General features: G+C 37.6%; 24 protein-coding genes. 18 read left to right on the top strand and 6 right to left on the bottom strand.

From position 1 onward, the window contains the following. The first annotated feature begins 60 nt into the window (after positions 1–60). The 3 genes from P0077_RS17755 to P0077_RS17765 are packed head-to-tail and all read left to right on the top strand — an operon-like array spanning position 61 to position 3948. On the top strand, positions 61–1647 hold the full coding sequence (locus tag P0077_RS17755; RefSeq protein ID WP_276166546.1) for an aldehyde dehydrogenase (NADP(+)): 1587 nt from the start codon (positions 61–63) through the stop codon (positions 1645–1647). Positions 1648–1677: 30 nt separating this feature from the next. Beyond that, positions 1678–2685, top strand: a complete 1008-nt coding sequence (locus P0077_RS17760) for a 4-hydroxyproline epimerase (protein WP_276166547.1) — start codon at positions 1678–1680, stop codon at positions 2683–2685. A gap of 12 nt (positions 2686–2697) precedes the next feature. Next, entirely contained in the window at positions 2698–3948 is a 1251-nt protein-coding gene (locus tag P0077_RS17765; RefSeq protein WP_276166548.1) for an NAD(P)/FAD-dependent oxidoreductase, read from the top strand. Positions 3949–3963: 15 nt separating this feature from the next. Here the strand turns inward: P0077_RS17765 and P0077_RS17770 are convergent, their stop codons facing one another. From P0077_RS17770 to P0077_RS17780, 3 genes are read right to left on the bottom strand one after another with little or no spacing between them, the layout of a single operon-like run. Continuing rightward, positions 3964–4353, bottom strand: a complete 390-nt coding sequence (locus P0077_RS17770) for a VOC family protein (RefSeq protein ID WP_276166549.1) — start codon at positions 4351–4353, stop codon at positions 3964–3966. Further along, a complete protein-coding gene (locus tag P0077_RS17775) occupies positions 4350–4928 on the bottom strand; it encodes a GNAT family N-acetyltransferase (RefSeq protein WP_276166550.1) in 579 nt (192 codons plus the stop codon). The genes P0077_RS17770 and P0077_RS17775 overlap by 4 nt, the downstream gene beginning before the upstream one ends. Next, the gene (locus P0077_RS17780; protein WP_276166551.1) at positions 4925–5590 is read right to left on the bottom strand and encodes an alpha/beta hydrolase; all 666 of its coding nucleotides are present in this window, start codon (positions 5588–5590) and stop codon (positions 4925–4927) included. The genes P0077_RS17775 and P0077_RS17780 overlap by 4 nt, the downstream gene beginning before the upstream one ends. A 56-nt stretch (positions 5591–5646) precedes the next feature. On the opposite strand from P0077_RS17780, the gene P0077_RS17785 reads away from it, so the two are divergent. From P0077_RS17785 to P0077_RS17825, 9 genes are all read left to right on the top strand, one after another. Then, a complete protein-coding gene (locus P0077_RS17785; protein ID WP_276169225.1) occupies positions 5647–6072 on the top strand; it encodes a PaaI family thioesterase in 426 nt (141 codons plus the stop codon). Further along, the gene (locus tag P0077_RS17790; RefSeq protein WP_276166552.1) at positions 6072–7187 is read left to right on the top strand and encodes a chorismate-binding protein; all 1116 of its coding nucleotides are present in this window, start codon (positions 6072–6074) and stop codon (positions 7185–7187) included. Before P0077_RS17785 ends, P0077_RS17790 begins: the two co-directional genes overlap by 1 nt. A gap of 49 nt (positions 7188–7236) precedes the next feature. Beyond that, positions 7237–8997, top strand: a complete 1761-nt coding sequence (gene menD / locus P0077_RS17795) for a 2-succinyl-5-enolpyruvyl-6-hydroxy-3-cyclohexene-1-carboxylate synthase (RefSeq protein ID WP_276166553.1) — start codon at positions 7237–7239, stop codon at positions 8995–8997. A gap of 37 nt (positions 8998–9034) precedes the next feature. Further along, positions 9035–9373, top strand: a complete 339-nt coding sequence (locus P0077_RS17800; RefSeq protein WP_276166554.1) for a DUF2853 family protein — start codon at positions 9035–9037, stop codon at positions 9371–9373. Positions 9374–9457: 84 nt separating this feature from the next. Then, positions 9458–10288 carry a CvfB family protein gene (locus P0077_RS17805; RefSeq protein WP_276166555.1) on the top strand — a complete coding sequence of 277 codons (831 nt, stop codon included), beginning with the start codon at positions 9458–9460 and terminating at the stop codon, positions 10286–10288. Between the two features lie 183 nt (positions 10289–10471). Continuing rightward, positions 10472–11071, top strand: a complete 600-nt coding sequence (locus P0077_RS17810) for an SPOR domain-containing protein (RefSeq protein WP_194527076.1) — start codon at positions 10472–10474, stop codon at positions 11069–11071. 2 nt (positions 11072–11073) lie between these two features. After that, positions 11074–11982 (top strand): 1,4-dihydroxy-2-naphthoate octaprenyltransferase, encoded by a 909-nt coding sequence (menA, locus tag P0077_RS17815; protein WP_276166556.1) that lies wholly within the window; start codon positions 11074–11076, stop codon positions 11980–11982. Positions 11983–12017: 35 nt separating this feature from the next. Next, positions 12018–12770 carry a LytR/AlgR family response regulator transcription factor gene (locus tag P0077_RS17820; protein ID WP_276166557.1) on the top strand — a complete coding sequence of 251 codons (753 nt, stop codon included), beginning with the start codon at positions 12018–12020 and terminating at the stop codon, positions 12768–12770. A 663-nt stretch (positions 12771–13433) separates the two neighbouring features. Beyond that, positions 13434–15404, top strand: a complete 1971-nt coding sequence (locus P0077_RS17825) for a sensor histidine kinase (RefSeq protein ID WP_276166558.1) — start codon at positions 13434–13436, stop codon at positions 15402–15404. A 1-nt stretch (position 15405) separates the two neighbouring features. Here P0077_RS17825 and P0077_RS17830 read toward each other — a convergent pair whose 3' ends face one another. Then, positions 15406–16206 (bottom strand): SDR family oxidoreductase, encoded by an 801-nt coding sequence (locus P0077_RS17830; protein WP_276166559.1) that lies wholly within the window; start codon positions 16204–16206, stop codon positions 15406–15408. A gap of 45 nt (positions 16207–16251) precedes the next feature. Here P0077_RS17830 and P0077_RS17835 point away from each other — a divergent pair, with 45 nt between their 5' ends. The 3 genes from P0077_RS17835 to P0077_RS17845 are packed head-to-tail and all read left to right on the top strand — an operon-like array spanning position 16252 to position 19323. After that, positions 16252–17304 carry an o-succinylbenzoate synthase gene (locus P0077_RS17835; protein WP_276166560.1) on the top strand — a complete coding sequence of 351 codons (1053 nt, stop codon included), beginning with the start codon at positions 16252–16254 and terminating at the stop codon, positions 17302–17304. Continuing rightward, positions 17295–18257 (top strand): CPBP family intramembrane glutamic endopeptidase, encoded by a 963-nt coding sequence (locus P0077_RS17840; protein ID WP_276166561.1) that lies wholly within the window; start codon positions 17295–17297, stop codon positions 18255–18257. Before P0077_RS17835 ends, P0077_RS17840 begins: the two co-directional genes overlap by 10 nt. Then, complete coding sequence (locus P0077_RS17845; RefSeq protein ID WP_276166562.1) at positions 18244–19323, top strand: AMP-binding protein; 1080 nt, start codon at positions 18244–18246, stop codon at positions 19321–19323. Before P0077_RS17840 ends, P0077_RS17845 begins: the two co-directional genes overlap by 14 nt. A gap of 20 nt (positions 19324–19343) precedes the next feature. On the opposite strand, the gene P0077_RS17850 is transcribed toward P0077_RS17845, so the two are convergent. Then, positions 19344–20972 (bottom strand): acyl-CoA carboxylase subunit beta, encoded by a 1629-nt coding sequence (locus P0077_RS17850; RefSeq protein ID WP_276166563.1) that lies wholly within the window; start codon positions 20970–20972, stop codon positions 19344–19346. Positions 20973–21045: 73 nt separating this feature from the next. Between P0077_RS17850 and P0077_RS17855 the strand changes: the two genes are divergently transcribed. The 3 genes from P0077_RS17855 (at position 21046) to ettA (ending at position 24022) form a co-directional block, all read left to right on the top strand. Continuing rightward, positions 21046–22041 (top strand): Gfo/Idh/MocA family protein, encoded by a 996-nt coding sequence (locus tag P0077_RS17855; protein WP_276166564.1) that lies wholly within the window; start codon positions 21046–21048, stop codon positions 22039–22041. A 61-nt stretch (positions 22042–22102) separates the two neighbouring features. Then, positions 22103–22285 carry a CAL67264 family membrane protein gene (locus P0077_RS17860; RefSeq protein ID WP_013995358.1) on the top strand — a complete coding sequence of 61 codons (183 nt, stop codon included), beginning with the start codon at positions 22103–22105 and terminating at the stop codon, positions 22283–22285. Between the two features lie 45 nt (positions 22286–22330). Beyond that, positions 22331–24022: an energy-dependent translational throttle protein EttA gene (ettA, locus tag P0077_RS17865; RefSeq protein WP_276166565.1), complete on the top strand. Its 1692-nt coding sequence runs from the start codon at positions 22331–22333 to the stop codon at positions 24020–24022. A 74-nt stretch (positions 24023–24096) separates the two neighbouring features. Here ettA and P0077_RS17870 read toward each other — a convergent pair whose 3' ends face one another. Next, positions 24097–24903 carry an MBL fold metallo-hydrolase gene (locus tag P0077_RS17870; protein WP_276166566.1) on the bottom strand — a complete coding sequence of 269 codons (807 nt, stop codon included), beginning with the start codon at positions 24901–24903 and terminating at the stop codon, positions 24097–24099. Positions 24904–24907 lie beyond the last annotated feature (4 nt).

Below are 24907 nucleotides of genomic sequence, written 5' to 3' on the forward strand. Positions count from 1 at the left end.
GGTGCTTTATCTCAAATAGAGTAGCTTCATGCTCATTGTTAAGCGTTGAAACATCATATTATGATTACAGGAAAAAATTATATAGGAAAGGAACTTTCGTCAAATGGAGCGAACACATATAAAACCTTTGATCCAAAATTAAATTTGGATACGGAGTGGACTTTTCATGAGGCCACAAAGGAAGAAATAGATGGTGCTGTTAGTAAGGCAAGTGAAGCTTTCCAAAGCTACAAAACATTTTCAGGTGCAAAAAAAGCTGAATTTTTAGAAGCAATTGCCGAAGAAATAGAGGCTTTAGGGGATGAAGTTATACAAACCTATTGTAGGGAGTCAGGTTTGCCAGAGGGTAGAGCCGTTGGGGAAAGAGGCCGTACAATGGGGCAGTTAAGGGCGTTTGCTCAATTATTAAAGGAAGGTTCTTGGGTTGAAGCTACAATTGATACCGCTCAACCGGATAGGAAACCTTTACCCAAAATTGACTTACGTAAAATGTTACTTCCCATTGGCCCTATTGCGGTTTTTGGTTCTAGTAATTTTCCATTTGCATTCTCTACCGCCGGTGGTGATACGGCCAGCGCATTGGCTTCCGGTTGTCCGGTAATCGTAAAAAGTCATCCAATGCATGCCGGTACTGGGGAGCTCATTTCTTCGGCGGTAATTAAAGCGGCGGAACGTACAAATATGCCGGATGGCGTTTTTTCAAATTTAAATAGTAGTGGTATTGAAGTAGGTCAACAATTGGTACTTCACCCAAAAATTAAAGGAGTTGGTTTTACCGGAAGTATTAAAGGAGGAACGGCACTCTATAAATTGGCAAATGAACGTAAGGAACCTATTCCTGTTTTTGCGGAAATGGGAAGCATTAACCCTGTGGTTGCACTACCATCCGCTTTGCGGGAAAAAGGGATAGATTGGGCCAAGCAATATGCGGGTTCGGTTATGTTAGGTGCAGGTCAGTTTTGTACCAATCCAGGGTTGATATTGGGGATAAAAAGCACTTCGCTAGATGTATTTATTAATGCCCTTGGCGAGGAAATAGATAAATTGGAGCCTACATGTATGCTACACCCTAATATTCATAGCAATTATGAAAAAGGGAAGAAAGAGGTGTCTTCCCAAGGAGGTACGGATGTGGTTGCGGAATATGGAAAATCTGTTGCCCCAAATTATGCTCAACAAAAGGTGTTGACGGTTAATGGAACCAATTTTTTGAAAAATCCAAAATTACATCAAGAAGTATTCGGTCCTTTTTCTGTTGTGGTAAGATGTGCCGATGCAAAGGAATTGACGGAAATCCTAAATCGCTTAGAGGGACAATTAACGGGAACTGTGCTCGGTAATGCAGACGAATTAAAATTGTATCGTACGGCAGTAGACGCTTTGCAAGGTAGAGTAGGACGTATAATTTTTAACGGAGTGCCTACAGGGGTAGAGGTCTGTCCTTCTATGCAACACGGTGGGCCGTTTCCGGCCAGCACGGATAGTCGGTTTACTTCGGTTGGAGTTTCTGCGGTTAAGCGTTGGGTGAGACCCGTTTCTTTTCAAAACTGGCCACAGGAAGCACTCCCGGAAGCATTGCAAAATGAGAATCCACTTGCTATAATGCGTATTGTGGATAGTGAACATACGAGTAAAAAAATAGAATAAAAGTACTGTTAATTAAAAAATAGTTGAGTTATGGCGACTAGTATTTTCACATGTATTGATGCACACACTTGTGGAAATCCCGTTAGGGTGGTAGCTCATGGTGGCCCTGAGCTTAGCGGCTCAACTATGAGCGAAAAACGACAGCATTTTCTAAAGGATTACGATTGGATCCGTAGAGGTCTTATGTTTGAACCCCGGGGTCATGACATGATGAGTGGTAGTATTTTTTATCCGTCTGCAAATCCTGAAAACGATTTTGGTATTCTTTTTATTGAAACGAGTGGGTGCTTGCCCATGTGCGGTCACGGAACTATAGGAGCGATAACCATAGGTGTCGAAGAGGGCTTGTTAAAACCTAAAACTCCAGGAGAGATACGTATGGAAACTCCAGCTGGTTTAGTGAAAATCACTTATCAACAAACTGATAAAAAGGTAGATTGGGTAAAGTTAACAAACGTAAAATCTTATCTAGCAGCTACAGATTTAACTATAAAAAGCTCGGTTTTAGGTGAATTGATATTTGATGTTTCTTATGGAGGGAATTTCTATGCCATTATAGATCCGCAAAAAAACTTCTCGGGAATTCAAGATTTTTCTGCAGGAAAGTTGGTGCAAATGAGCAAAGAAATCCGAGATAAAATAAATACTGAATATCCCGATACATTTATTCATCCGGATGATAATAGCATTAATGGCGTCAGTCATATTTTGTGGACAGGAAAAACTATTTCCCCAGAAGCAACTGCCAGAAATGCTGTTTTTTATGGAGATAAGGCAATTGATAGATCTCCCTGTGGTACGGGTACTTCTGCAAGAATGGCCCAATGGTACGCCAAAGGAAAGTTGAAAATAGGGGAAGCATTTGTTCATGAGAGCTTTATAGGTTCAAAATTTATCGGCCGTGTAGAGGAGGAGACCGTTTTGAATGGGATGACGGCAATCTACCCCAGTATTCAAGGGTGGGCGAAAATATACGGTCACAATACAATTACAATAGATGATGACGACCCTTACGCACATGGGTTTCAGGTGATATAATACAGAAGAGAATTGAGCAAGAAAATTATAATAATAGGAGGGGGAATCGTTGGCCTGAGTTCTGCTTACTTCCTCAGTAAGGAGGGACATGAGGTTACGGTTATTGATAAGTCCGATATGAGTGCGGGTGCGTCATTCGTAAATGCGGGATATATCACGCCAAGTCATATAGTTCCGTTGGCTTCGCCAGGAATGATTGCCAAAGGAATCAAAATGATGTTCAATTCAGCTAGCCCCTTTTATATGAAACCTAGATGGGACACTGATTTTTTTAAATGGTCTTGGTATTTTCACAAGTCTTCAACAAAAGAAAAAGTAACTAAGGCAATACCGGTCATCAAAGATATAAATACGTTAAGTCTTGAACTTTTTGAAGGCATAAAGACCTCCGGTGATTTAGGAGATTTTCAATTGGAGCGAAAGGGACTATTAATGCTTTACAAGACGGTGGAGGCTTATCGTCATGAGAAAGATGTAGCCAGTAAAGCTGCTTTTCTTGGTCTTGAAGTAAAAGAATTGGATAAAAAGCAATTGGCCAGACTTGAACCAGAAGTAGCTATTGATGCAAAAGGGGCTATTCATTATGAGTGTGATGCACATTCCACGCCCACCCAATTTATGCCAAAAATGATATCCTATCTAAAAAACGTTGGCGTGGATATACGAACCCACGAAGAGGTTTTGAATCTAAAGTTAAAAGGGAGGCACATTCAGGAGGTCTTCACTTCAAAATCTAATTATAAGGCAGATGAAGTTGTCCTAGCGGCAGGTTCATGGAGTGGGGAAATTGCAAAAAAACTTCATCTTAATGTACCATTACAAGGAGGGAAAGGGTATAGTATTAATGTGGCACGACCCACCGGAGTAACCATCCCGGCCATACTTATGGAGTCTAAAATGGCCGTAACACCAATGGAAGGTTTTACTCGTTTTGCCGGTACAATGGAATTTTCGGGAAACAACGATTTTATCCGTAAAGAAAGAGTGATTGCCATTGCCAATGGAGCAAAGAAGTATTATCCCAATATAGATATAAATGAAAATGAGATTGCCAATGTAAAAACGGGGTTGCGTCCCGTATCACCAGATGGCTTGCCTTACATTGGCAGGTCTTCCAAATGTGCCAACTTAACTTTTGCTACAGGGCATGCCATGATGGGGTGGAGTTTGGGCCCTGCTACAGGAAAATTGGTCTCTGAAGTAGTAGATGGTAGAAATATATCTATGAATATTGAACCTTTTTCCCCGGATAGAAGGTTTTAAAAACTTATAAGTTGGTTATTTCTTTTCAATCAAATCCCAAAGATTACCGTATAAATCTTTAAAAACTACTACGGTACCATAAGCTTCTTCGCGAGGATTTTCATTAAACTCAACACCATTGTCCTTCATTGTTTTATAATCACGCCAAAAATCATCCGTATGCAAGAATAGGAAAACACGACCTCCCGTTTGGTTGCCAATTGCCTTCCGCTGCTCTTCATTCGTAGCTTCGGCCAATAAAAGAGAAAATCCATTATGGCTTGTAGGAGATACGGTCACCCACCTTTTATTATCACCAAGGTCAATATTGTCTACAAGGGAGAAACCTAACTTTTTAGTATAAAAGTTAATTGCTTCGTCATAGTTTTTAACAACTAAGGTAATCTGTGCTATCTCTTGGCTCATATAAAGTCCTTAAATTTTGTTTGTTTTATTCCTGCCCACTCTTGTTTTAGAATTCCGTAACAGCAAGAATTTCTTCTGAAATTGTCTTTAGTTATAATATTCTTTCTTAGGGTACCTTCTAGGGATGCACCTAATTTTTCTACAGCCTTTCTGGAGCGTATATTTCGTTCGTCAATTCTGAACTCAACTTTTTCAAATCCCATTTTTTCAAAAGCGTGACTGAGCATCAAGAATTTCATTTGATGGTTAAAGCCGGTACCACGAACCGCAGGAGCAATCCATGTCCATCCAATATGTAGTACTTTGTTTTTATGATCGATATGACCAAAACGAGTGCTACCCACACATGCATTGGTTGATGTGTTGTAGATAGCGAACGGTATGGCCTTTCCTTGCTGCGCTTCATTTAAGGCGGTCATGAGGTAGGCCTTTAATTTGTTCTTTGTAGAAATATCGTTAGACCCATATTGGTATAGGTCTACCTGCTGAGCGATAGGCCAGAGCGGCTCCACATGTGTTTCTTTTAAGGGAACTAATTTAACCAAGTTTTTTTCTAGAGTAATAGCTGAGCTCATGAAATTAAATTAAGGATAAGTTCTTTTTTTATTTCATGGCCTCCTTCAAAGAATATTTGCTCAGCCTTTCCGTTAAATAGATTTATAATTTTATTGGACTCGGAAGTTCTTCTATCTTTAGTTAAATATTCATCTGCATCACCAACTAAGGTCGTTACTTTTGTTTGGTTTTCCTGTAGGAACTCAAAGTCTAAAGCAGTTAGCTCATTAGGAATTCCTCCGGCATATAATACCATTTGATCACATTTTATTTTTCGTTTAGCAACCCATCTGGTAGCAATAGAAACGCCCTGCGAATACCCAAATACAATAAAATTACAATCTTCAGGAAAGTTTTCCATGGCGAGTACACCGTCTAAATAGGCCAAGACGTTTTGCGTTTCTTGCTCTGTAGCTTCTTTGGTGAGCCAACTGGCACCTACATGCCTGTATTTGTTGTTCAGGTAGTATTTAGAGGGTGCTTGTGGAGCAATAATATAGTTCTCCTCAGGAGGCAGATTATCAAAATATTTCAAAAAGTAGCGACTTAAATAACCAATACCATGCAATACAATCCAAACATTTTTTGTCCGGGTTGTTAGTGTATTGAGTGTAACATAGCTATTTGTAGAGGTGTAGGACACCGTGTTTTCAGAATAATCCATAGAATAAAAAATCTCCATAAAAGTAATAGCTTTTATTGATGCCGTAATGCTTAATTTTGAAAAAAATAGTAGATATGGATGGCTACAAGGAAAAAATACTGAAGGTCTGTAATGAATCTTCAAAAAATACACTTATGGAAACCCTGCAAATTGAGTATGTAGATGTAGGGGAGGATTTTTTGATAGGCAAAATGCCTGTCAATTCTAGGGTTCACCAGCCAGATGGGGTACTTCATGGTGGAGCTATGGTTGCCTTGGCCGAAAGCATTGGTAGTATGGCCTCCTATATTTTTCTTGATGCCCAACAGTTTGCTATCCGTGGTATTGAAATCTCGGCAAACCATGTAAAGAGTGTACGTAAAGGTGAAGTTTTTGCCAAAGCGACTATTTTACATAAAGGCAAAACCACTCAGTTATGGGATATTAAGATTACTAATGAAGAAGGCAAATTGGTCTCGTTCTGTAAATTGACGACCATTGCATTAGCAAAGAAAATTTAATGCCGTTGGATTTTTTTCAAAAAATTGAATCTCAGTTAGAGCGTAAATTACCTTTTGTAGCATATCGCAAACCCAATGAGAATGCAATTAACGCCATTTTCCAAAAAGATAGTGATTTACATCATGTAAAGGATTATACCGAAACGGGTTTCGTTTTTGCTCCTTTTGATTCAGATTCGCCTGCAGTACTTTTAAAACTGGACGAAGTTTTTAGTTTGACTGATTTCTCTTCTGAAACCAAAGAATTATCTCAAACGCATGCGGAAGAAGATAATGATGAACAAAAAAATAGCCACTTAGATTTGGTGAAAAAAGGAATAGCTGAGATTGATGCTGGGACTTTTGATAAAGTGGTGTTATCACGCAAAATTCAGGTTAATTCGGAAATTCCACCTTTGCCTTTATTCAAAACATTGTTGCGTCAATATAAATTGGCATTTTGCTATTTATGGTATCATCCTAAGGTTGGTATGTGGCTTGGAGCTACCCCGGAGATTCTATTGACCATGCAAAATAGAAAGTTAACGACCATGTCATTGGCCGGTACCCAAAACTATATTGCCAATGAAAACCCCAGCTGGGGAAACAAGGAACTTGAAGAACAGCAGTTGGTCACAAGATATATTGTTAATGCCTTAAGCAACAAGGTTTCTGGTCTTGAACAAACACAGACGGAGACCGTACGGGCCGGGAATTTATTGCACTTGCGAACCAAAATATCAGGATTTCCAAAACAAGAAAACCTTAGCACAATAATTAGTGCGCTGCATCCAACGCCCGCTGTTTGTGGTATGCCTAAGCAGGAGACCAAAGCTTTTATTTTGACAGAAGAAAAATATGACCGCCAGTTTTATACAGGTTTTTTAGGTGAATTAAATTTTAAAACAGAAAGAAATCGTAATAACCGCCCAAGAAATACAGAGAATAGTGTCTATCGGTCCATTTCTAAGAGCACAACACTTTTTGTCAACTTACGCTGTATGCAGGTGATTAATGATAAGATTAAAATCTATGTAGGAGGCGGAATCACTAAAGATTCGGATCCAGAAAAAGAATGGAAAGAAACAGTAGCTAAAAGCAAGACCATGCTTAAGGTAATAATGGCCACCGAGTAATTCACACAAGATTGGTTTAAGACATACAACCGTTGTATTTTTGTAATTCATGAGATATTCTAGCATACCTTCCGCCCAATTGGTAGTACAACACTGCAAGGCGAAAAAGATAAAAAACATAGTAATTTCCCCAGGATCACGAAACGCTCCGTTGACCATAGATTTTAGTGAAGACCCCTATTTTAAATGTTTTAGTATTGTAGATGAGCGTAGCGCCGCTTTTTTTGCATTGGGCATTGCGCAGCAATTGCATGAACCTGTTGCGGTGGTATGTACATCGGGCAGTGCGTTGCTTAATTACTATCCAGCTGTGGCCGAAGCTTTTTACAGTGGTATTCCGTTAGTGGTTATTTCTGCAGACCGCCCCATTTATAAAATTGATGTTGGTGATGGTCAGACCATTAGGCAGGATAATGTTTTTGACAGGCATATAGGCTATTCGGCCAATTTAAAACAAGATGTTTCGCATGCGGTACAACGTGTTGAAAAATACAAATCGGAATGGCTATCCAATGGGGATAAGGAAACCGCACAACAAAACATCAAGGATTATAACGATAAGGAGCTCAATACGGCTTTAAATGTGGCGCTTCAGGTGAAATTACCTGTCCACATAAACATTCCTTTTGAAGAGCCGTTGTATGATACCATTACGGAACCTACAGTAAAGGCGTTGATTGTTCCTGTTCAAAATATCAATGATATTGATGCTATAGATTATAAGACATACGGCGATATTTGGAATACTTCCGATAAAAAGATGGTTCTTGTAGGGGTGAATCCTCCCAATGCTGTGGAACAAAAGTTTTTAAATACTTTGGCGGCAGATCCTTCCGTCATTGTTATGACGGAAACTACTTCTAATCTCCATCATCCTAATTTTTTTGCCAGTATTGATAGTATAGTGGCTCCTATTGAAAAAAGTTCGGTATCAAACGAGTTGTTTGAAAATCTTCGTCCGCAGGTGCTGTTGACGTTTGGGGGACTTGTGGTGTCAAAAAAAATAAAAGCATTTTTAAGGGATTATAAACCCGAACATCATTGGCATATAGATGAGCTTAAGGCGTTCAATACATTTTTTTCGTTAACGCATCACTTCAAAACTGATGTGAATAACTTCTTTGGAAATCTTATGAAATTTACTGTTTCCCAAAAAAGTGATTATTTCGAATATTGGAATAATAAGCGGTTGCAGTACGAAGCCAAGCGAGAGAATTACATAAATGAAATTGAATTTTCAGATATGCTAGCTTTTGACAGTATTCTTAAATCTATTCCAAAAAACTACCAAGTTCAGTTGGCCAATAGTTCAACGGTACGTTACGCCCAACTATTCAACCTTGACCCTTCTTTAGAAATTTTCTGCAACCGGGGAACAAGTGGAATAGACGGAAGTACATCAACGGCGGTTGGAGCGGCATTTTATGGAAAAACACCTACTTTGTTGATTACGGGAGATATTAGTTTTCTGTACGATAGCAATGGTTTATGGAATAATTATATTCGGCCAGATTTTAGAATAATAGTTATAAATAATAATGGAGGTGGTATTTTTAGAATTTTACCAGGTCAAGAAGAAACGGAAAATTTTGCTACGTTTTTTGAAACTGCCCACGATAGAAATGTGGAACACTTAAGTAGTCAGTTCGGGTTAGAATATGTAGTGGTAAACGAGGTAACTAGTCTGAATGACAGGCTCAAGGAATTTTATGCTTTGTCAGAAAAACCAAAAATTTTGGAAGTCCATACACCAAGATTTATAAACAACAAAATTTTGCTCGGTTATTTTGATTTTATATCTTCGAGGTAATTAATAAAAACCATTAACATTTTCAACACTAACTATTATGAGTAAAAGAGACGATTTAATCGTAAAGTACGCCGAAGACATTAAGGATAAATTTGGTGAAGCACCGGACATGGATCTTCTTACAAAAGTGACCGTGGGCCTAGGTCCGGCAATCTACAATATTGATGCTTCTAAGGTTTCTGGTTCTGACGAAAAGGAATTAGAAACGGTTAAGAAAAACTACTTAATGAAGAAATTAGGTATGGCTGACGATCCAAAATTGATGGAAGCTATTAAGTCTGTAGTAGAAAAATACGGTTCTTCTAACAGAAATAAGCACAGAGCGGTTATATATTATATGCTTTGTAAGCACTTTGATAAAGCTTCTATATACTAGAAAGACTTATAAAATATAATTTTGACCGTCCGCTTTTAAGCGGACGGTTTTTTTATACCCAATTTTTAAAGTTACTTTTGCAGTATGATCGAATTAGGAAATTATAATGAGTTAGAAGTGCTTAGAGACACGAGTGTTGGACTCTTTTTGGGTAGTAAGACCGGCACGGAAATTCTTTTGCCAAATAAGTATGTTCCAAAAACAATAGATATTGGAGATATGATCAAGGTATTTTGTTATCTAGATCATGAGGAAAGACCTATAGCTACAACTCTGACACCAAGTGTTATTAGAAATAAATTTGGGTTTCTGCAGGTGGCAGAAGTGAATAAGATTGGGGCTTTTATGGATTGGGGTCTAGAGAAGCACTTGTTGGTTCCGTTTAGTGAACAACGCGATAAAATGAAAGAAGGGCAGTGGTATGTGGTACGCTGCTATATGGACGACGTTTCTTTTAGATTGGTCGGTTCCAATAAAATAGATAAGTTTTTGAGCAATGATGAACTAACAGTTCGTGAGCGCCAGGAAGTAGAACTACTTTTTACCAGGTTAACAGATTTAGGTTGGGAGGTTATAATTAATGACCAGCATAAAGGCTTGGTTTATTCCAATGAGATTTATAAGCACGTTGCAGTTGGGGACAGAACTAAGGGGTATATCAAAAATATAAGACCTGATAACAAATTAGATATTTCTCTACAACCAATAGGTGAAAAAGTACTTGAGCCTGCTGCAGAGGCAATATATAAGAAATTAATGGCGCATGGAGGATATTTAGCGCTTCACGATAAATCCGATCCAATACTTATTAAGAAAGAACTTCAGATGAGCAAGAAGACTTTTAAAAAAGGGGTGGGGACATTATACAGAGAGCGAAAGATTTTGATTAAGGAGGATGGTATCCATGCTATCTAATTAAAAGCGAGACTCTTTTCGATGAACGGTAGGCTATTTATCGATGAACGGTTAGTTTTTAACATCGCGTATTATATTCTATACCACAGAATATGGTAATTTTGCAACATTCCGGGAGTGCATTTCATCGATCTTTCGGTATTTTGGTTAACTTTAACAGTATAACCTAGAAAAAATAATTATATGCCATTTATAGAAGAAAGCGACTTATTGGAGTTGCACAAAGATATAGACAAGGCGCAGATTATAAACGAACGTCTTCTCGATCAGATTAAGTTTAAAAATAAGGAGATAAGAAAGAAGAAGTTGCAGCGTAACTTACTTGCAGGTGTAACTGGGTTATTTCTTATTGGAGCTTTAATTGTGTTTTCTTTTACCGCGGGAAGAAATGTTTCCAATAATTTTGAAAGCCCAAGCAACTTACTGGTTTCAATAGATAGTTTAGATGCTATTAAGTCTAGAATAGACAATCTAAAGCAGCAAAATGAAGAACTTAGTTTGGTGCGTGAATTTTATTTGGCCAAAGAATTTTTAGAAAAGGAAAAAATTTATTCGGTACAAATAAAGTCGTTTGTAGATAACAATATGACACTTGCTTCGGAAGCACTTACCAATACCATATTTGTAAAAACCAATCCATTTTACTCATACTCGCTAGGTAATTTTGAAACTTTAGAAGAGGCACGAAAATTTAGGGAGCAATTGGTAGACCTTGGTTTTCAAGATGCTTTTGTAGCATCATATAAGGAAGGAAAAAGAATACAGATTGAATCCCCTCAGTAATTTTGACGAATATTAAAGCTTGGATACGTGCGGCTAGGTTAAGAACTTTACCACTATCTGTTTCTGGTATAGTAGTAGGTACAGCTTTAGCTAACTTCTTTGGCTTTGAAGATACAGTGGTATTTGTCTTAGCGTTGTTAACTACAATTGGGTTTCAGGTAACCTCTAATTTTGCCAATGACTATGGCGATGGAGTAAAAGGAACTGATAATGATGACAGAATTGGGCCCAAAAGAGCACTGCAGAGTGGTAGCATATCTAGAAAAGATTTAAAAGAAGGTATAATTTTTTCAATACTTATAGATGTTATACTGGTTGTAGCGCTAGTATATTTTGCTTTCGGTTTTGATAATATGATGTATCCTATATTATTTTTAATCCTGGGGGCAATAAGTATCTGGGCAGCCATAAAATACACAATAGGATCTTCGGCATATGGGTATAGAGGATTAGGAGATATATTTGTTTTTCTTTTCTTTGGATTATTGGCAGTGATAGGTTCTATGGTACTTTATACAAAAGAGCTTCATAGTATTGCCATATTACCGGCAGTTGCTATTGGACTTTTGAGTGTAGGGGTTTTGAATCTCAACAATTTAAGGGATTATGAGTCGGATAAAAAGGCCAATAAAAACACGCTGATTGTTTTTATGGGGTTTAAAAAAGGAAAAATCTATCATAGTATATTATTGATCATTGCCTTTTTCAGTACACTGGCATTTTCCGTTGTGAATTTAAAAGGTTGGCTATTTTTTTTACCTTTAATTGCTTACGTACCAATTTTCCTTCATTTGAGAAGGGTGCTTGGAACGGATAGAAATGATCAAATAGACCCTGAGTTAAAGAAACTAGCATTAAGCACCTTCTTTTTGTCAGTACTGATTTACATCAGTTGTAATATTTTTTTGTAAATTTAGAATATGAACCTACTAAAATAACAACCATTTTGGAACAACCAATTAGAATTCTAATCGTAGAGGACAACGTTATCATTGCAGATGATATGGAATCCATGCTAGAAGAAATAGGGTATGAGATTGTAGATAATGTTATTGTCTATGAGCAAGCCGAAGAAGTTTTAAAAACACAACATGTTGACCTTGTTTTAATTGACATAATTTTAGCTTCTGACAAAACTGGGATTGACCTAGGTAAACATATTCGAGAAAATTATGATATACCTTTCATATTTGTAACATCAAACTCAGATAGGGCTACAGTAGAGAATGCTAAAACGGTAAAACCAAATGGATATTTAGTGAAACCTTTTGAACAGCAAGACCTTTACACTTCTATAGAAATTGCTCTTTCTAATTTTACAAGATCGGACAAATCTACGGCAGCTGTAGTGGAAAATGAAGAAGATGTTCCAATGTCCAATACTGTTTTAAAGGATTCTATTTTTGTAAAGAAACAACACCTTTATTATCGTATACAATTTAGTGATATTCGCTTTATTAAAGCGGATAATGTGTATTTAGAAGTGAATACGGTAGATAAGAAGTTCTTGGTCCGTTCACCACTAAAGGATTATTTAGAGAAATTGCCGAAAAACAAATTTTACAGAGCCCATAAATCATATATTGTAAACGTTGATCATATAGACGCTATCAACTCAAAGGATATTATGATAAAAGATACATTAATTCCTATTTCAAAAGATTTTAAGGAGTTTATTATCTCTGCCATGAATTCGTAGCAAACAAAATATAATAGTGAAAAAGGAGAACATTTGTATGTTCTCCTTTTTTATTTGCTAAAAGATCGCATTCACCACAACTTTTGAAGGTTTCACAACATTATTTTCCATTTTCCTACATAATACAATAGTTTGGTAGTGTATTAGAAAAACAATACATCCAAAATAGATATACAATTTTTCATTTTCATATAGTGTTCTCGTAAAGGAGCCTTGTCTACCCAGATAAGGTTCCTTTTAGTTTGTGAATATTGTAGGAAAATTTTTCTCATATAGTGTTATTGGAAGCTAAAGATGTACATAAGAGTATATAAAGGAAGTTACATTTCACAACAACTAAATGGGGTTTCACAACAATAGTAATCGGTTCTTTACTTGTTAATAGTATTTTTATATTATTAAAATATCGCATAGACAAGTACTTTATATAGGGGCGGCACACTTATTTTGAATAGTTCTTGGATTAGATTATTTTCTTACAGTCCTTTTTTTTAATTTTATAGATAAATGGACTAAATAACCAATTAAATAGATTAGCTTAGATAAGCCATTAGCTTTAATAAAATGTTGTTTTTGTGTGTATTATGACCGGATACCATAAGCTAATGTAAGAACTAAGTACAAACAGAACAGAATATTTTTGATTTTGTTCCATTTAGATATATGAGCAACATTTACTATAAAAACACCTTTTTTGTTTGGGCAGTTTTTTTTCTATCCTTCGGCGTATTTGCCCAGGAAGAAGAAACCACTGAGCAAAACTTGTTTCATCAGTTTCAGGACATTGAGACCCCTGAAGAGAAACTCAGTTTCTTTTTTAACGCTCAAGACCGTTATAGGGAAACTTCGACCTATGATTGGCTGGATTTGGTTAACCTCTACCTTAACGCTGCAATAAAAGATGATGATGAGTCGGAAATTGTACGTTACAAACTTATTCAGGCTAGAATTTATTATGATTTAGGGGATTATGATAAGAGTTTAGCTATTTCAAAAGAGCTCTATGCAGAAAAAGATGATTTAGATATTTATTTGAAATCTAAGTTGTTGGACACAATGGACGACAATTATGGGCAGTTAACGATGTATACTGAGCAAATTGAAATTCGTAAGGAACAAAAGGAGCTCAAAATCAATGACAACGTAGCTTTTTATGATATCTATGCCAATCTAGGAATGTATAGAAAGGCAATGGAGCATTATATAGATAATGTTAAAAAGACCATTGAAGAGAATGATTTCTACGCTCAAGCTGAATACTATAATAATTTAGGGAATTACTTAAGGTTGGATGAATCTGCACCTACTGCATTAAGCCACTACAAAAAGGCAAAAGGGTATATAGATGTCTTCATGAATCTTATTACCCGTAAAAAATCTGAAAAAGAAATCGAAAGTGCCAACCTTTTAAAGGGAATAATAGAAGGTAATATAGGTAAGTGCCACGTAGATTTAAAACAATATAAAGAGGCTATTCCACACTTGGAAAGTGGTATAAATACCCTAAAAAAGTATAAGAGCAAGGAGCTGTCTTCTGAGATAACCGAGAATAGCCTGGCAATTAGTGAGTGCTATCTTCAGTTGGAAGATTATGAAAAAGCTACTGATTTTTTAAGTGATAACTTAGAGACTAGTACAACTAAAAATCTGCTTCGTAAAAATAGATTACTGGCATTGTACTATGATAGAACCGAGGACTACAAAAATGCAGCTCTTTATTTAAAAAAGAACATTCGCGTACGAGATTCGATTTTAGATAATCAATCGGAATTAAGAAAGCAGCAATTAGCTACGGTTATGGGGCAAGATCTTGCTGTTTCTCAAACCATGTTGGCGGAGCAAAAGTTAGCTTTGGAGAAGTCTCGTAATGATATGATGGCTAAGGATAGAAATATCAACTTGGTGCTTATCTCCTTATTATTTACCCTGGTAGGTTTTGCCGGCTTGGTTTATGCCTATTTAAAAAGTATAAAAAATCAACGTTTAATTGCGGAGCAGAAATATATTATAGAAAATTCTTTAGTAGAAAAAGATTCGCTCTTAAAAGAGATTCACCACAGGGTAAAGAACAACCTTCAGATGGTTTCTAGTTTATTGAGTTTGCAGACTAAGAACACACGGAGTAAAGCCGCTATAGAAGCTTTGGAAGAAGGAAAGAGTAGGGTTAAGGCTATGGCTCTGATTCATCAAAAATTATATCAAAACGAGGACCTTTCGGTTATTGAAATGCAAAGTTATATCGAAAGTTTAATTAATAGCGTTCAATCGGTTTACAAAAAAGGTGGGCACAATATTAATATTACAGTAGATGCCGAAGGTGTTGAGTTGGATATTGATAGGGCTATTCCGTTTGGTCTTATGCTTAACGAGCTTGTTTCTAACTCTTTTAAGTATGCCTTTCCTGAGAATGATGATAATGGGAAGATTTACATTCACATTCGAAAAATTGGAGAGAAAGAAGGGTATTTTGAATATTCCGATAATGGTATAGGTTTGCCAGATGACACGGACGAAAGAGCAAATTCATCAATGGGTATTAGGTTAATGAATCGTTTGGCCAACCAATTGCAAACCACACTTAATATCGATAAAACCGCTGAAGATGGGGTTCGGTACTGGTTTAATTTTTGCTAGGTTATGAATTTTTAGCTGTATTTTTCAAGACCATTTTATGTAGTAACCTTGGAAAAAATCGTTTTAGATAGACGCCTAAAACTTCTTTTCCGCCCATATATACTTCAAACTTTTCTTTTTCTAAAGCTCTGATCATTTTCTCTGCAAAATCGCTTGTGGTTAATCCGTTGGCGTTGTCCTCATCTTCATGACCTCTAGCTTTACCATCCCCAACTAATGCATTTTTTGCAATATTGGTTTGAACAAAGCCTGGAGCAACAAGAGTAACTTTAAGGTGGTCTTTCTCATGTTCCATCCGTAGAACATCAAAAAAGCCATGAAGAGCATGTTTTGAGCCGCAATACCCCGAGCGAATAGGGGAACCAAATTTTCCCATCAGACTCGTTACTGTGGCAAAATGTCCATTTTGCTGCTTAATGAAATAAGGTAGAACCGCTTTTGTGATTGCTACCGTCCCTAAATAGTTGATATCCACTAATTTTTTATAAACCTCAAAGTCGGTATCTAAAATATAAGAACGTTGGCTTATGCCTGCGTTATTGATTAAAATATCTAGGGAGCCAAAGGCATTAATTGCATCTTCAGCTTTTGAGGGCATCAGTTCATATTTGGTAATATCCAATGGAAGTATTTTAACGGTTTCTGGATTTTTGCAGTTACCTCGGACGACTTCAAGTGCTGCTTGGTTCCTGGAGCTTAATATGAGTTGACACCCTTTTTCACTCAGTTTATACGCCAACGCCTCGCCAATTCCAGAAGAAGCTCCGGTAATCCAAATTGTTTTATTGTTTATGCTTGCCATTTTGGGTATTTATGAGGTAAAATATAGCTAAATTTGAAGTCAATTATGCAGGCAACTTATAAAAAATATATTTTAGACTTTAAGCGTCCAAGCGGAACATCCCGAGGTATCTTAAGACAAAAAGAGACATGGTTCCTAATCCTAAACGATAACGAAAGTCAGGGAATTGGAGAATGTGGAATTTTAAGAGGCTTAAGTGTTGATGATGTAGAGGGTTATGAGGAAATACTAAAATGGACTTGCGAAAATATTCATCTAGATAAAGATGCCTTGTGGGAGGCATTAATGGAGTATCCCAGTATTCAGTTTGGGGTAGAACAGGCCTTTTTATCACTTTCTGCAGATAACCCATTTCAACTTTTTCCTTCTAGTTTTATTAAAGAACAGCAGCCTATCGTCATTAATGGACTTATTTGGATGGGTGATGAATCGTTTATGCTGGAGCAAATAGCCCAAAAATTAGAGGACGGCTTCAGGTGTATTAAAATGAAAATCGGGGCTATTGATTTTAGAACAGAAATTAAACTTCTGGAGTCTATCAGAAAAAAATACAATGCTTCGGAAATAGAGTTACGTGTTGATGCCAATGGAGCATTTACGCCGGAAGATGCATTGCAAAAATTAAACACTCTATCCCAATTTTCTCTGCACTCCATAGAACAGCCCATTAAACAAGGGCAGTATGCCGCCATGCATAGTCTTTGTGAGGAAACTCCTTTACCCATCGCTTTAGATGAGGAATTAATAGGGGTTTTTGGTGTAACAAAAAAGAAAGAACTTCTACAAACCATAAACCCTCAATATATAATTTTAAAACCAAGTTTAGTAGGTGGATACAAAGGTTCTAAAGAGTGGATTGATATAGCTCAGAAAATGAATATTAGTTGGTGGGTGACAAGTGCTCTGGAAAGTAATATTGGTTTAAATGCAATAGCTCAATGGACCTATACTTTGCAAAATTCAATGCCGCAGGGTTTAGGAACAGGTGGTTTGTATACAAATAATTTTGATTCTCCCTTAACAGTCAAAAACGGGCAATTATTTTATAGTAATGAAAAGAGTTGGAAAAGTAATTTAATAGAAGATTTATGTATATAGCACAAGCCTATAAAGGTTTAAGTGATTCATGGAGATATGTAGTTGGTCTCTTGGCAGTGTTTTTTGTTTGGCAGTTTATTGGTGGTATTCCTTTGATAATAGCTCTTTTGGTAGAAGCTGACTCCCTTTCGGTATTGGGCGCGGGGGATATGGGGGCAATGGCCAGTGTTTTAGGCTCAAATACGCTACTGTTTTTTATGTTACTCACCTTTGTTATTGGTTTGGTAGGTCTTTTCGCTTATGTGAGTATAGTGCATAGACAGAAAATTACACAGCTCACCACTTCACGCAAGAAAATCGATTTTAAAAGGGTATTCTTTGCATTTGGTGTTTGGGCATTGATTTCTACGGCATTCATTTTTATAGATATAACCTTGGCTCCGGAGGATTATGAATTAAACTTTAACCTAGATCGGTTTGTAGTTTTGGCTATTATCGCAATTTTGATGATTCCTTTGCAGACGAGTATGGAAGAGTATTATATGAGAGGTTATATGATGCAGGGGCTGGGCATCATGGCCAAAAACCGTTGGCTGCCTTTAGTGGTTACTTCCTTATTATTCGGTATCATGCACATTTTTAATCCGGAAGTAGCGGAACTGGGTTATGGCATTTTGGTTTTTTACATTGGCACAGGGTTCTTTCTGGGTATATTGACCTTAATGGATGAAGGTTTAGAATTGGCCTTAGGTTTTCATGCAGCAAATAACCTAACAGCGGCACTTTTGGTGACCGCAGATTGGACCGCGTTTCAGGTGGATTCCATATACAGAGATATTTCTGACCCAGTTTTGGGTTGGGATGTATTGGTGCCGGTATTCGTAATTTATCCGATCCTTCTCTATGTTTTCTCTAAAAAATACAAGTGGACGGATTGGAAGGAAAGACTAACAGGCGATGTTCCGTCCGAAGAAACATTTTTAGCTTTAGAAAAAGAAAATGCAGACGTATAAAAATCTTCATAAACATTTTAAGTTTAATGGCAATGTATATGCTAAAGAGGAACTGAAAGAAGTAGCTTACAGTTTAGTTAAGGAAGGAGAGGAGTACGAAAAGCACATTGGTGATTTTCTGATAGATTGGTTAAACGAAAAATCAACTATAACGGTACATACTTCCGGTTCTACAGGAAAACCAAAACCCATTACACTGCTAAAGGAGCATATGGTTAACTCGGCTTTGGCAACAGGGGCTTTTTTTGAACTTCAACCCATGAACAATGCTTTACTATGTCTGCCGGCAACTTATATTGCAGGTAAGATGATGTTGGTCAGAGCAATGGTACTGGGACTTTCAATTGATTGCGTCACCCCATCTTCATATCCGTTAGAGGAAATCGATAATTTATATGATTTTGTGGCAATGGTTCCTTTACAGTTCGAGAATTCTTTGGACAAACTAAACAGGGTTAAGAAATTAATCGTGGGTGGTGCGCCTATTTCTTACAAATTGAAACAGCAGTTTTTGAAGGGGGCTCAAGAAACAAAAGTTTACGAAACTTATGGTATGACCGAAACCATTACCCATATAGCCGTAAAGCCTTTACTGAATCAGTCTATGGATATGGATGTATTCTCGACCTTGTCCAATGTAAAAATAAAAATGGATAGAAGAGGATGTTTACTCATTGATGCGCCTTCAGTTTCCAATGGGTTGATTCATACGAATGATATGGTGAATTTAGTGTCTGAAGACCAATTTAAATGGCTGGGACGCTATGATAATGTCATTAATTCGGGAGGTGTAAAATTATTTCCTGAACATATAGAAACAAAGCTAGCGTCTGTGGTGGAGAGTCGTTTTTTTGTAGCAGGAGTTCCAGATGATAAATTGGGCCAAAAATTAATTTTGATAATAGAGGGTAATCAAGATACACTGGCTCTTCAGCGTAAAATAGAAAAAGTAGCTTCACTTGAGAAATTTGAAATACCCAAGAAGATTTATTCTGTGAACAGGCTTGAGGAAACCACAAGTGGTAAAATACAAAGAAAGGCAACCCTAGATAAGATTGCCTTTTAATTTTTAGTATTTTGAAACAGCTAAACCTGAATAACGCCTAGATTGAAATCCTTCTCAATAGGTGCGTGGTTTGCTGCTTCTATTCCCATGGATATCCATTTACGGGTATCCAAAGGATTTATAATAGCATCCGTCCAAAGACGTGAAGCAGCATAGTAAGGAGAAACTTGGTTGTCATACCTGCTTTTGATCTTATTAAAAAGTTCTGCTTCCTTCTTTTCGGTTAGTGTTTCACCTTTCTTTTTCAAGGATGCTTTTTCAATCTGTAGTAAAACTTTGGCAGCAGAATTACCGCCCATTACGGCAAGCTCAGCACTGGGCCAAGCTACAATCAATCTTGGGTCATACGCTTTTCCGCACATAGCGTAGTTTCCGGCACCGTAACTATTTCCAATAACAATAGTAAATTTAGGAACCACTGAATTACTGACGGCATTCACCATTTTTGCACCATCTTTAATAATGCCCCCGTGCTCACTTTTGCTTCCTACCATAAAACCTGTAACGTCTTGCAGGAATACAAGAGGAATTTTCTTCTGATTGCAATTAGCGATAAAACGGGTGGCTTTATCCGCGGAATCGGAATAAATAACCCCACCAAACTGCATTTCACCTTTTTTGGTCTTTACTACTTTACGTTGGTTGGCAACAATACCTACTGCCCAGCCGTCTATTCTAGCATAGCCGGTTAGAATGGTCTTGCCGTAGCCTTCTTTGTATTCTTCAAACTCTGAGTTGTCTACTAGGCGCTTTATAATTTCGCCCATATCATACTGGTCCGTCCGGGTATTAGGAAGGATACCAAAGATATCTTCTGGGTTCTCTTTTGGTTTTTCCGTTGGTTTTCTGTTATAACCGGCTTTATCAAAATCGCCAATTTTATCCATGATGTTTTTAATGGTGGTTAACGCATCAGAATCATCTTTGGCCTTATAGTCGGTTACGCCACTTACCTCGCAATGCGTGGTGGCTCCTCCTAAGGTTTCATTGTCTATGGATTCTCCAATGGCAGCTTTTACCAGATAACTTCCTGCTAAGAAAATACTACCTGTCTTATCTACTATTAAAGCTTCGTCGCTCATTATAGGTAAGTACGCGCCACCGGCCACGCAACTGCCCATAACTGCGGCAATTTGGGTAATTCCCATGCTGCTCATTACGGCATTGTTCCGGAATATTCTGCCAAAATGCTCTTTGTCAGGAAAAATTTCGTCCTGTAGCGGAAGGTAAACACCGGCGCTATCAACTAGATAAATAATTGGCAAGCGGTTTTCCATGGCAATTTCCTGCGCACGGAGGTTTTTCTTTCCCGTTATGGGAAACCAGGCTCCGGCTTTTACCGTTGCATCATTGGCAACAACAATACATTGTTTGCCGGAAACGTAACCAATTTTAATAACGACACCGCCAGATGGGCATCCGCCATGTTCTTCATACATGCCGTCTCCCACAAAAGCACCTATTTCAACACTATTTTTATTGGAGTCCAGCAGATAGTCAATGCGCTCGCGAGCGGTCATTTTCCCTTGAGCGTGTTGTTTTTCAATACGCGCTTTACCACCGCCCAATTTTACTTGGGCCAAGCGCCTCTTAAGGTCGCTTAAAAGCAATTTGTTGTGGTCTTCGTTCTTGTTAAATTTTAAATCCATTTTTTTGCCTTGACATTTCAATGCTTAAAGATAAGGAGTAAAATTGTTTACATTTGAAAAAATTGAAAATCATATGGTACAAGAGGTACGTTGGGGAATAGTAGGATTGGGAAGTATTGCCCACACTTTTGCAAAAGATTTGGCTTTAGTTTCAGGGGGAGTTCTTGCTGCTGTTGCTTCCAGGAGTATGGATAAAGCTAAGGAATTTGCTAATGAATATGGGGTGGAGCATATTTTTGATAGTTATGAATCGCTTTTTGAATCTAGCGAGGTAGATGTGGTTTATATAGCTACACCGCATACATCCCATAAAGATTTAAGTGTAAGAGCCATGGAAAGCGGTAAGCATGTGCTTTGTGAAAAACCCATGGGAGTGAACCCCTCGGAGGTAGAACGAATGATTTCTGTTGCGGAAAAGAACGAAGTATTTTTAATGGAAGCTTTGTGGAGTAGGTTTAATCCAACCATCCAAAAAACCAAGCAACTTGTGGAAGAAGGAGAAATTGGTCCTATTGGATTTATTCATGCCGATTTTGCTTTTTATGCGTTGGGTAGGGATGTTGAAAGTAGGTTGTTGAATCCAAATTTAGCAGGAGGTTCTCTACTGGACATTGGTATATACCCTATCTTTTTAGCTTATATATTACTGGGCATGCCAAAGAAAATACAGGCATCATCTCGTTTTTTTAAGACAGGTGTAGAAATGCAGACTTCAATAATTTTTGAGTATGACGAAGCGCAGGCTATTCTTTACAGTGGATTAAATTCAAAATCTGAAATGAAAGCTGAAATATCAGGAAGTGAAGGTGCCATTTTTCTTCACCCAAGATGGCATGAAGCACAGGTATACACCATAGAAAAAGAAGGTAAGTTGACGGATTATAGTTTGCCCACCCAGGGTAAAGGGTATACATATGAAATTGAAGAAGTACATTCTTGTTTAACTTCCGGACAACTCCAAAGTAACGTTTGGAGCCATCAGAATACTAAGGATTTGGCACAGCTTCTTTATGATGTACGTCAGGAATCGGGGGTTATTTTTCCTTTTGAGGAACAAAAGCAGGGATAGAGCCCTAATATATTTTAAAATTTACGATATTTGAAGTTACCAAAATTGAAACCGAATTAACATGGGAATGAATAAAAATACCGTTTTGGCATGGGCCACTTTTATTATGATTTTTGTGGGTCTGGCACTAATTGCTTTAGGCGCTTTTAGATACGATGAAGTTGCCGGTTGGGGCTTTGCCTCTGTTGGAATAGGATTTTTCGCTATTGCTTGGGTGTTTAATGCACTTAAAGGAAGAGTTTAGGTAAGTTACACAATATCCTTTTAATAAAATATTTAATAACATAATATGTCTGATGATAAGAAGGTGATTTTCTCCATGTCCGGAGTCACCAAAACATATAAGAACGCAAATACGCCTGTTCTTAAAAATATTTACTTAAGCTTTTTCTACGGTGCCAAGATTGGTATTCTAGGTCTGAACGGATCAGGTAAATCTACCTTGCTTAAGATTATAGCGGGAGTGGATAAGAACTTTCAAGGTGATGTTGTTTTTTCTCCCGGGTATAAAGTAGGTTACCTAGAACAAGAGCCAGGGCTAGATGAGAACAAGACGGTTCTTGAAATTGTTAAAGAAGGGGTAAGTGAGACCGTAGCGATACTTGATGAGTATAATAAAATCAATGATATGTTCGGGCTTCCTGAAGTATATGAGGATGCTGATAAGATGCAGAAGTTGATGGACAAGCAAGCAGAACTCCAAGATCAAATTGATGCTTCAAACGCTTGGGAACTGGATACGAAATTAGAAATAGCAATGGATGCCCTTCGTACTCCGGAGCCAGATAAGAAAATTAGTGTGTTATCCGGTGGTGAAAGAAGACGTGTAGCGCTTTGTCGCCTATTACTGCAAGAACCGGAAATCCTATTATTGGATGAGCCTACCAACCACCTTGATGCAGAGTCCGTACATTGGTTGGAGCATCATTTGGCACAATATAAGGGTACCGTAATCGCTGTAACTCACGATAGATACTTCTTGGATAATGTAGCTGGATGGATTTTAGAATTGGATAGGGGCGAAGGTATTCCGTGGAAAGGGAACTATTCTAGCTGGTTGGACCAAAAATCCAAGCGTATGGCAGATGAAAGTAAATCGGCATCTAAAAGACAAAAAACATTGGAGCGAGAGCTGGAATGGGTTCGTCAAGGAGCTAAAGGCCGTCAGACCAAACAGAAAGCGCGTTTAAAGAACTATGATAAGTTAATGAGTCAAGACCAAAAACAGCTTGACGAAAAACTGGAAATCTATATTCCAAATGGTCCACGTTTAGGAACAAATGTGCTTGAAGCTAAAGGTGTTAGTAAAGCTTATGATGATAAGTTGCTTTATGAAGACTTGAACTTTAAACTTCCACAAGCAGGTATTGTTGGTGTTATAGGACCCAATGGCGCAGGTAAAACCACCATTTTTAGAATGATCATGGGAGAAGAAAAGCCTGATAAAGGTGATTTTGAAGTAGGGGAAACTGCCAAGATTTCTTATGTAGATCAAAGTCACTCCAACATAGATCCAGAGAAAACAATTTGGCAAAACTTTAGTGATGAGCAAGAGCTTGTTATGATGGGCGGTCGTCAAGTAAATTCACGAGCGTATTTGAGTAGATTTAACTTCTCCGGAAGTGAGCAAAATAAGAAAGTAAATATGCTTTCCGGTGGGGAGCGTAACCGACTTCACTTGGCAATGACACTGAAAGAAGAAGGTAATGTATTACTTTTGGATGAGCCAACTAATGATCTAGATGTTAATACGTTACGTGCATTAGAAGATGGGCTTGAAAATTTTGCAGGCTGTGCGGTTGTTATTTCTCACGACCGTTGGTTCTTGGATCGTATTTGTACGCATATTTTGGCTTTTGAAGGCGATTCTCAAGTCTATTTCTTTGAGGGGTCTTTCTCTGATTATGAAGAGAACAAGAAGAAACGTTTAGGTGGTGATTTAATTCCTCAACGTATTAAATACAAGAAGTTGATTCGATAAATAATAGAACCATCTTTCATATAAAAGCTCCTAAGAAACGTATTCTTAGGAGCTTTTTTTTAGTGACTCTATTTTTAGTAATCTTCATTTGGGTACCAGTCTAATTGAACTACTTCAATTTCGGGGTCACCGGCATTTACCAATTCTTTGAATTTGGAAACATCACTAACATCGGGCTTGCCTCTGTAATGGTATGGATACACTTGTTTTGGTTTAAAAGCCAACACCCCGGCCGCTGCGCTTTCAGGGGTCATAGTGTACGGAAGATTCATACAAATGAAAGCTTTGTCAATATTTTCTAAGGCTCTCATTTCAGGTATATCTTCGGTATCACCGGAAAAATAAATACGCTCATCACCTATATTTAATATATAGCCGTTACCACGTCCTTTTTCATGATATTTTAAAGCTTCTTCTCTTAAATTGTACATGGGTACAGCTTCAATGGTAATACCGTAACGTTCTTTACTATCACCATTGTTTAATACATCAATCTGCGGCGTAAATACTTCCGGTAGTTTGTCAGCAACAGCTTGTGGAACTATGATTTTAGCCTTGTCAGTTCCCAGGGCTTCTATAGTCTCTACATTCAAATGGTCACCGTGAATATCCGTAATTAATATTAAGTCGGGAGATTTTTGCCCATCAAACGCTTCCGCTCCTCCTACGGGATCAATATAGATAGTAACATTGTTCCATTCCATTACGGCGGTAGCATGCTCTATAGGTGTTATTTTAATTTCGGATTCAATTTCTTTATCCACAGGTGCGGCTTCGGCAGTATTTTCTACTTCTGTTGTACTCTTCGTGTTTTTCTTGTTCTCTTTGCATCCTAGGAAAAGAACGCCACAGCTCACTAGTATAAATAAAAGATTTTTCATGATA

Origin of the sequence: Zobellia alginiliquefaciens (assembly GCF_029323795.1) — a bacterium.
Taxonomy (GTDB): Bacteria; Bacteroidota; Bacteroidia; order Flavobacteriales; family Flavobacteriaceae; genus Zobellia; species Zobellia alginiliquefaciens.

What these genes read in the sequence shown, in the direction of transcription:
- P0077_RS17755 (WP_276166546.1), top strand. Translation starts at nt 61, where the DNA reads ATGATTACAGGAAAAAATTATATAGGAAAGGAACTTTCGTCAAATGGA.
- P0077_RS17760 (WP_276166547.1), top strand. Translation starts at nt 1,678, where the DNA reads ATGGCGACTAGTATTTTCACATGTATTGATGCACACACTTGTGGAAAT.
- P0077_RS17770 (WP_276166549.1), bottom strand. Translation starts at nt 4,353, where the DNA reads ATGAGCCAAGAGATAGCACAGATTACCTTAGTTGTTAAAAACTATGAC.
- P0077_RS17775 (WP_276166550.1), bottom strand. Translation starts at nt 4,928, where the DNA reads ATGAGCTCAGCTATTACTCTAGAAAAAAACTTGGTTAAATTAGTTCCC.
- P0077_RS17780 (WP_276166551.1), bottom strand. Translation starts at nt 5,590, where the DNA reads ATGGAGATTTTTTATTCTATGGATTATTCTGAAAACACGGTGTCCTAC.
- P0077_RS17785 (WP_276169225.1), top strand. Translation starts at nt 5,647, where the DNA reads ATGGATGGCTACAAGGAAAAAATACTGAAGGTCTGTAATGAATCTTCA.
- P0077_RS17790 (WP_276166552.1), top strand. Translation starts at nt 6,072, where the DNA reads ATGCCGTTGGATTTTTTTCAAAAAATTGAATCTCAGTTAGAGCGTAAA.
- menD (WP_276166553.1), top strand. Translation starts at nt 7,237, where the DNA reads ATGAGATATTCTAGCATACCTTCCGCCCAATTGGTAGTACAACACTGC.
- P0077_RS17800 (WP_276166554.1), top strand. Translation starts at nt 9,035, where the DNA reads ATGAGTAAAAGAGACGATTTAATCGTAAAGTACGCCGAAGACATTAAG.
- P0077_RS17805 (WP_276166555.1), top strand. Translation starts at nt 9,458, where the DNA reads ATGATCGAATTAGGAAATTATAATGAGTTAGAAGTGCTTAGAGACACG.
- P0077_RS17810 (WP_194527076.1), top strand. Translation starts at nt 10,472, where the DNA reads ATGCCATTTATAGAAGAAAGCGACTTATTGGAGTTGCACAAAGATATA.
- P0077_RS17825 (WP_276166558.1), top strand. Translation starts at nt 13,434, where the DNA reads ATGAGCAACATTTACTATAAAAACACCTTTTTTGTTTGGGCAGTTTTT.
- P0077_RS17830 (WP_276166559.1), bottom strand. Translation starts at nt 16,206, where the DNA reads ATGGCAAGCATAAACAATAAAACAATTTGGATTACCGGAGCTTCTTCT.
- P0077_RS17835 (WP_276166560.1), top strand. Translation starts at nt 16,252, where the DNA reads ATGCAGGCAACTTATAAAAAATATATTTTAGACTTTAAGCGTCCAAGC.
- P0077_RS17840 (WP_276166561.1), top strand. Translation starts at nt 17,295, where the DNA reads ATGTATATAGCACAAGCCTATAAAGGTTTAAGTGATTCATGGAGATAT.
- P0077_RS17845 (WP_276166562.1), top strand. Translation starts at nt 18,244, where the DNA reads ATGCAGACGTATAAAAATCTTCATAAACATTTTAAGTTTAATGGCAAT.
- P0077_RS17850 (WP_276166563.1), bottom strand. Translation starts at nt 20,972, where the DNA reads ATGGATTTAAAATTTAACAAGAACGAAGACCACAACAAATTGCTTTTA.
- P0077_RS17855 (WP_276166564.1), top strand. Translation starts at nt 21,046, where the DNA reads ATGGTACAAGAGGTACGTTGGGGAATAGTAGGATTGGGAAGTATTGCC.
- P0077_RS17860 (WP_013995358.1), top strand. Translation starts at nt 22,103, where the DNA reads ATGGGAATGAATAAAAATACCGTTTTGGCATGGGCCACTTTTATTATG.
- ettA (WP_276166565.1), top strand. Translation starts at nt 22,331, where the DNA reads ATGTCTGATGATAAGAAGGTGATTTTCTCCATGTCCGGAGTCACCAAA.
- P0077_RS17870 (WP_276166566.1), bottom strand. Translation starts at nt 24,903, where the DNA reads ATGAAAAATCTTTTATTTATACTAGTGAGCTGTGGCGTTCTTTTCCTA.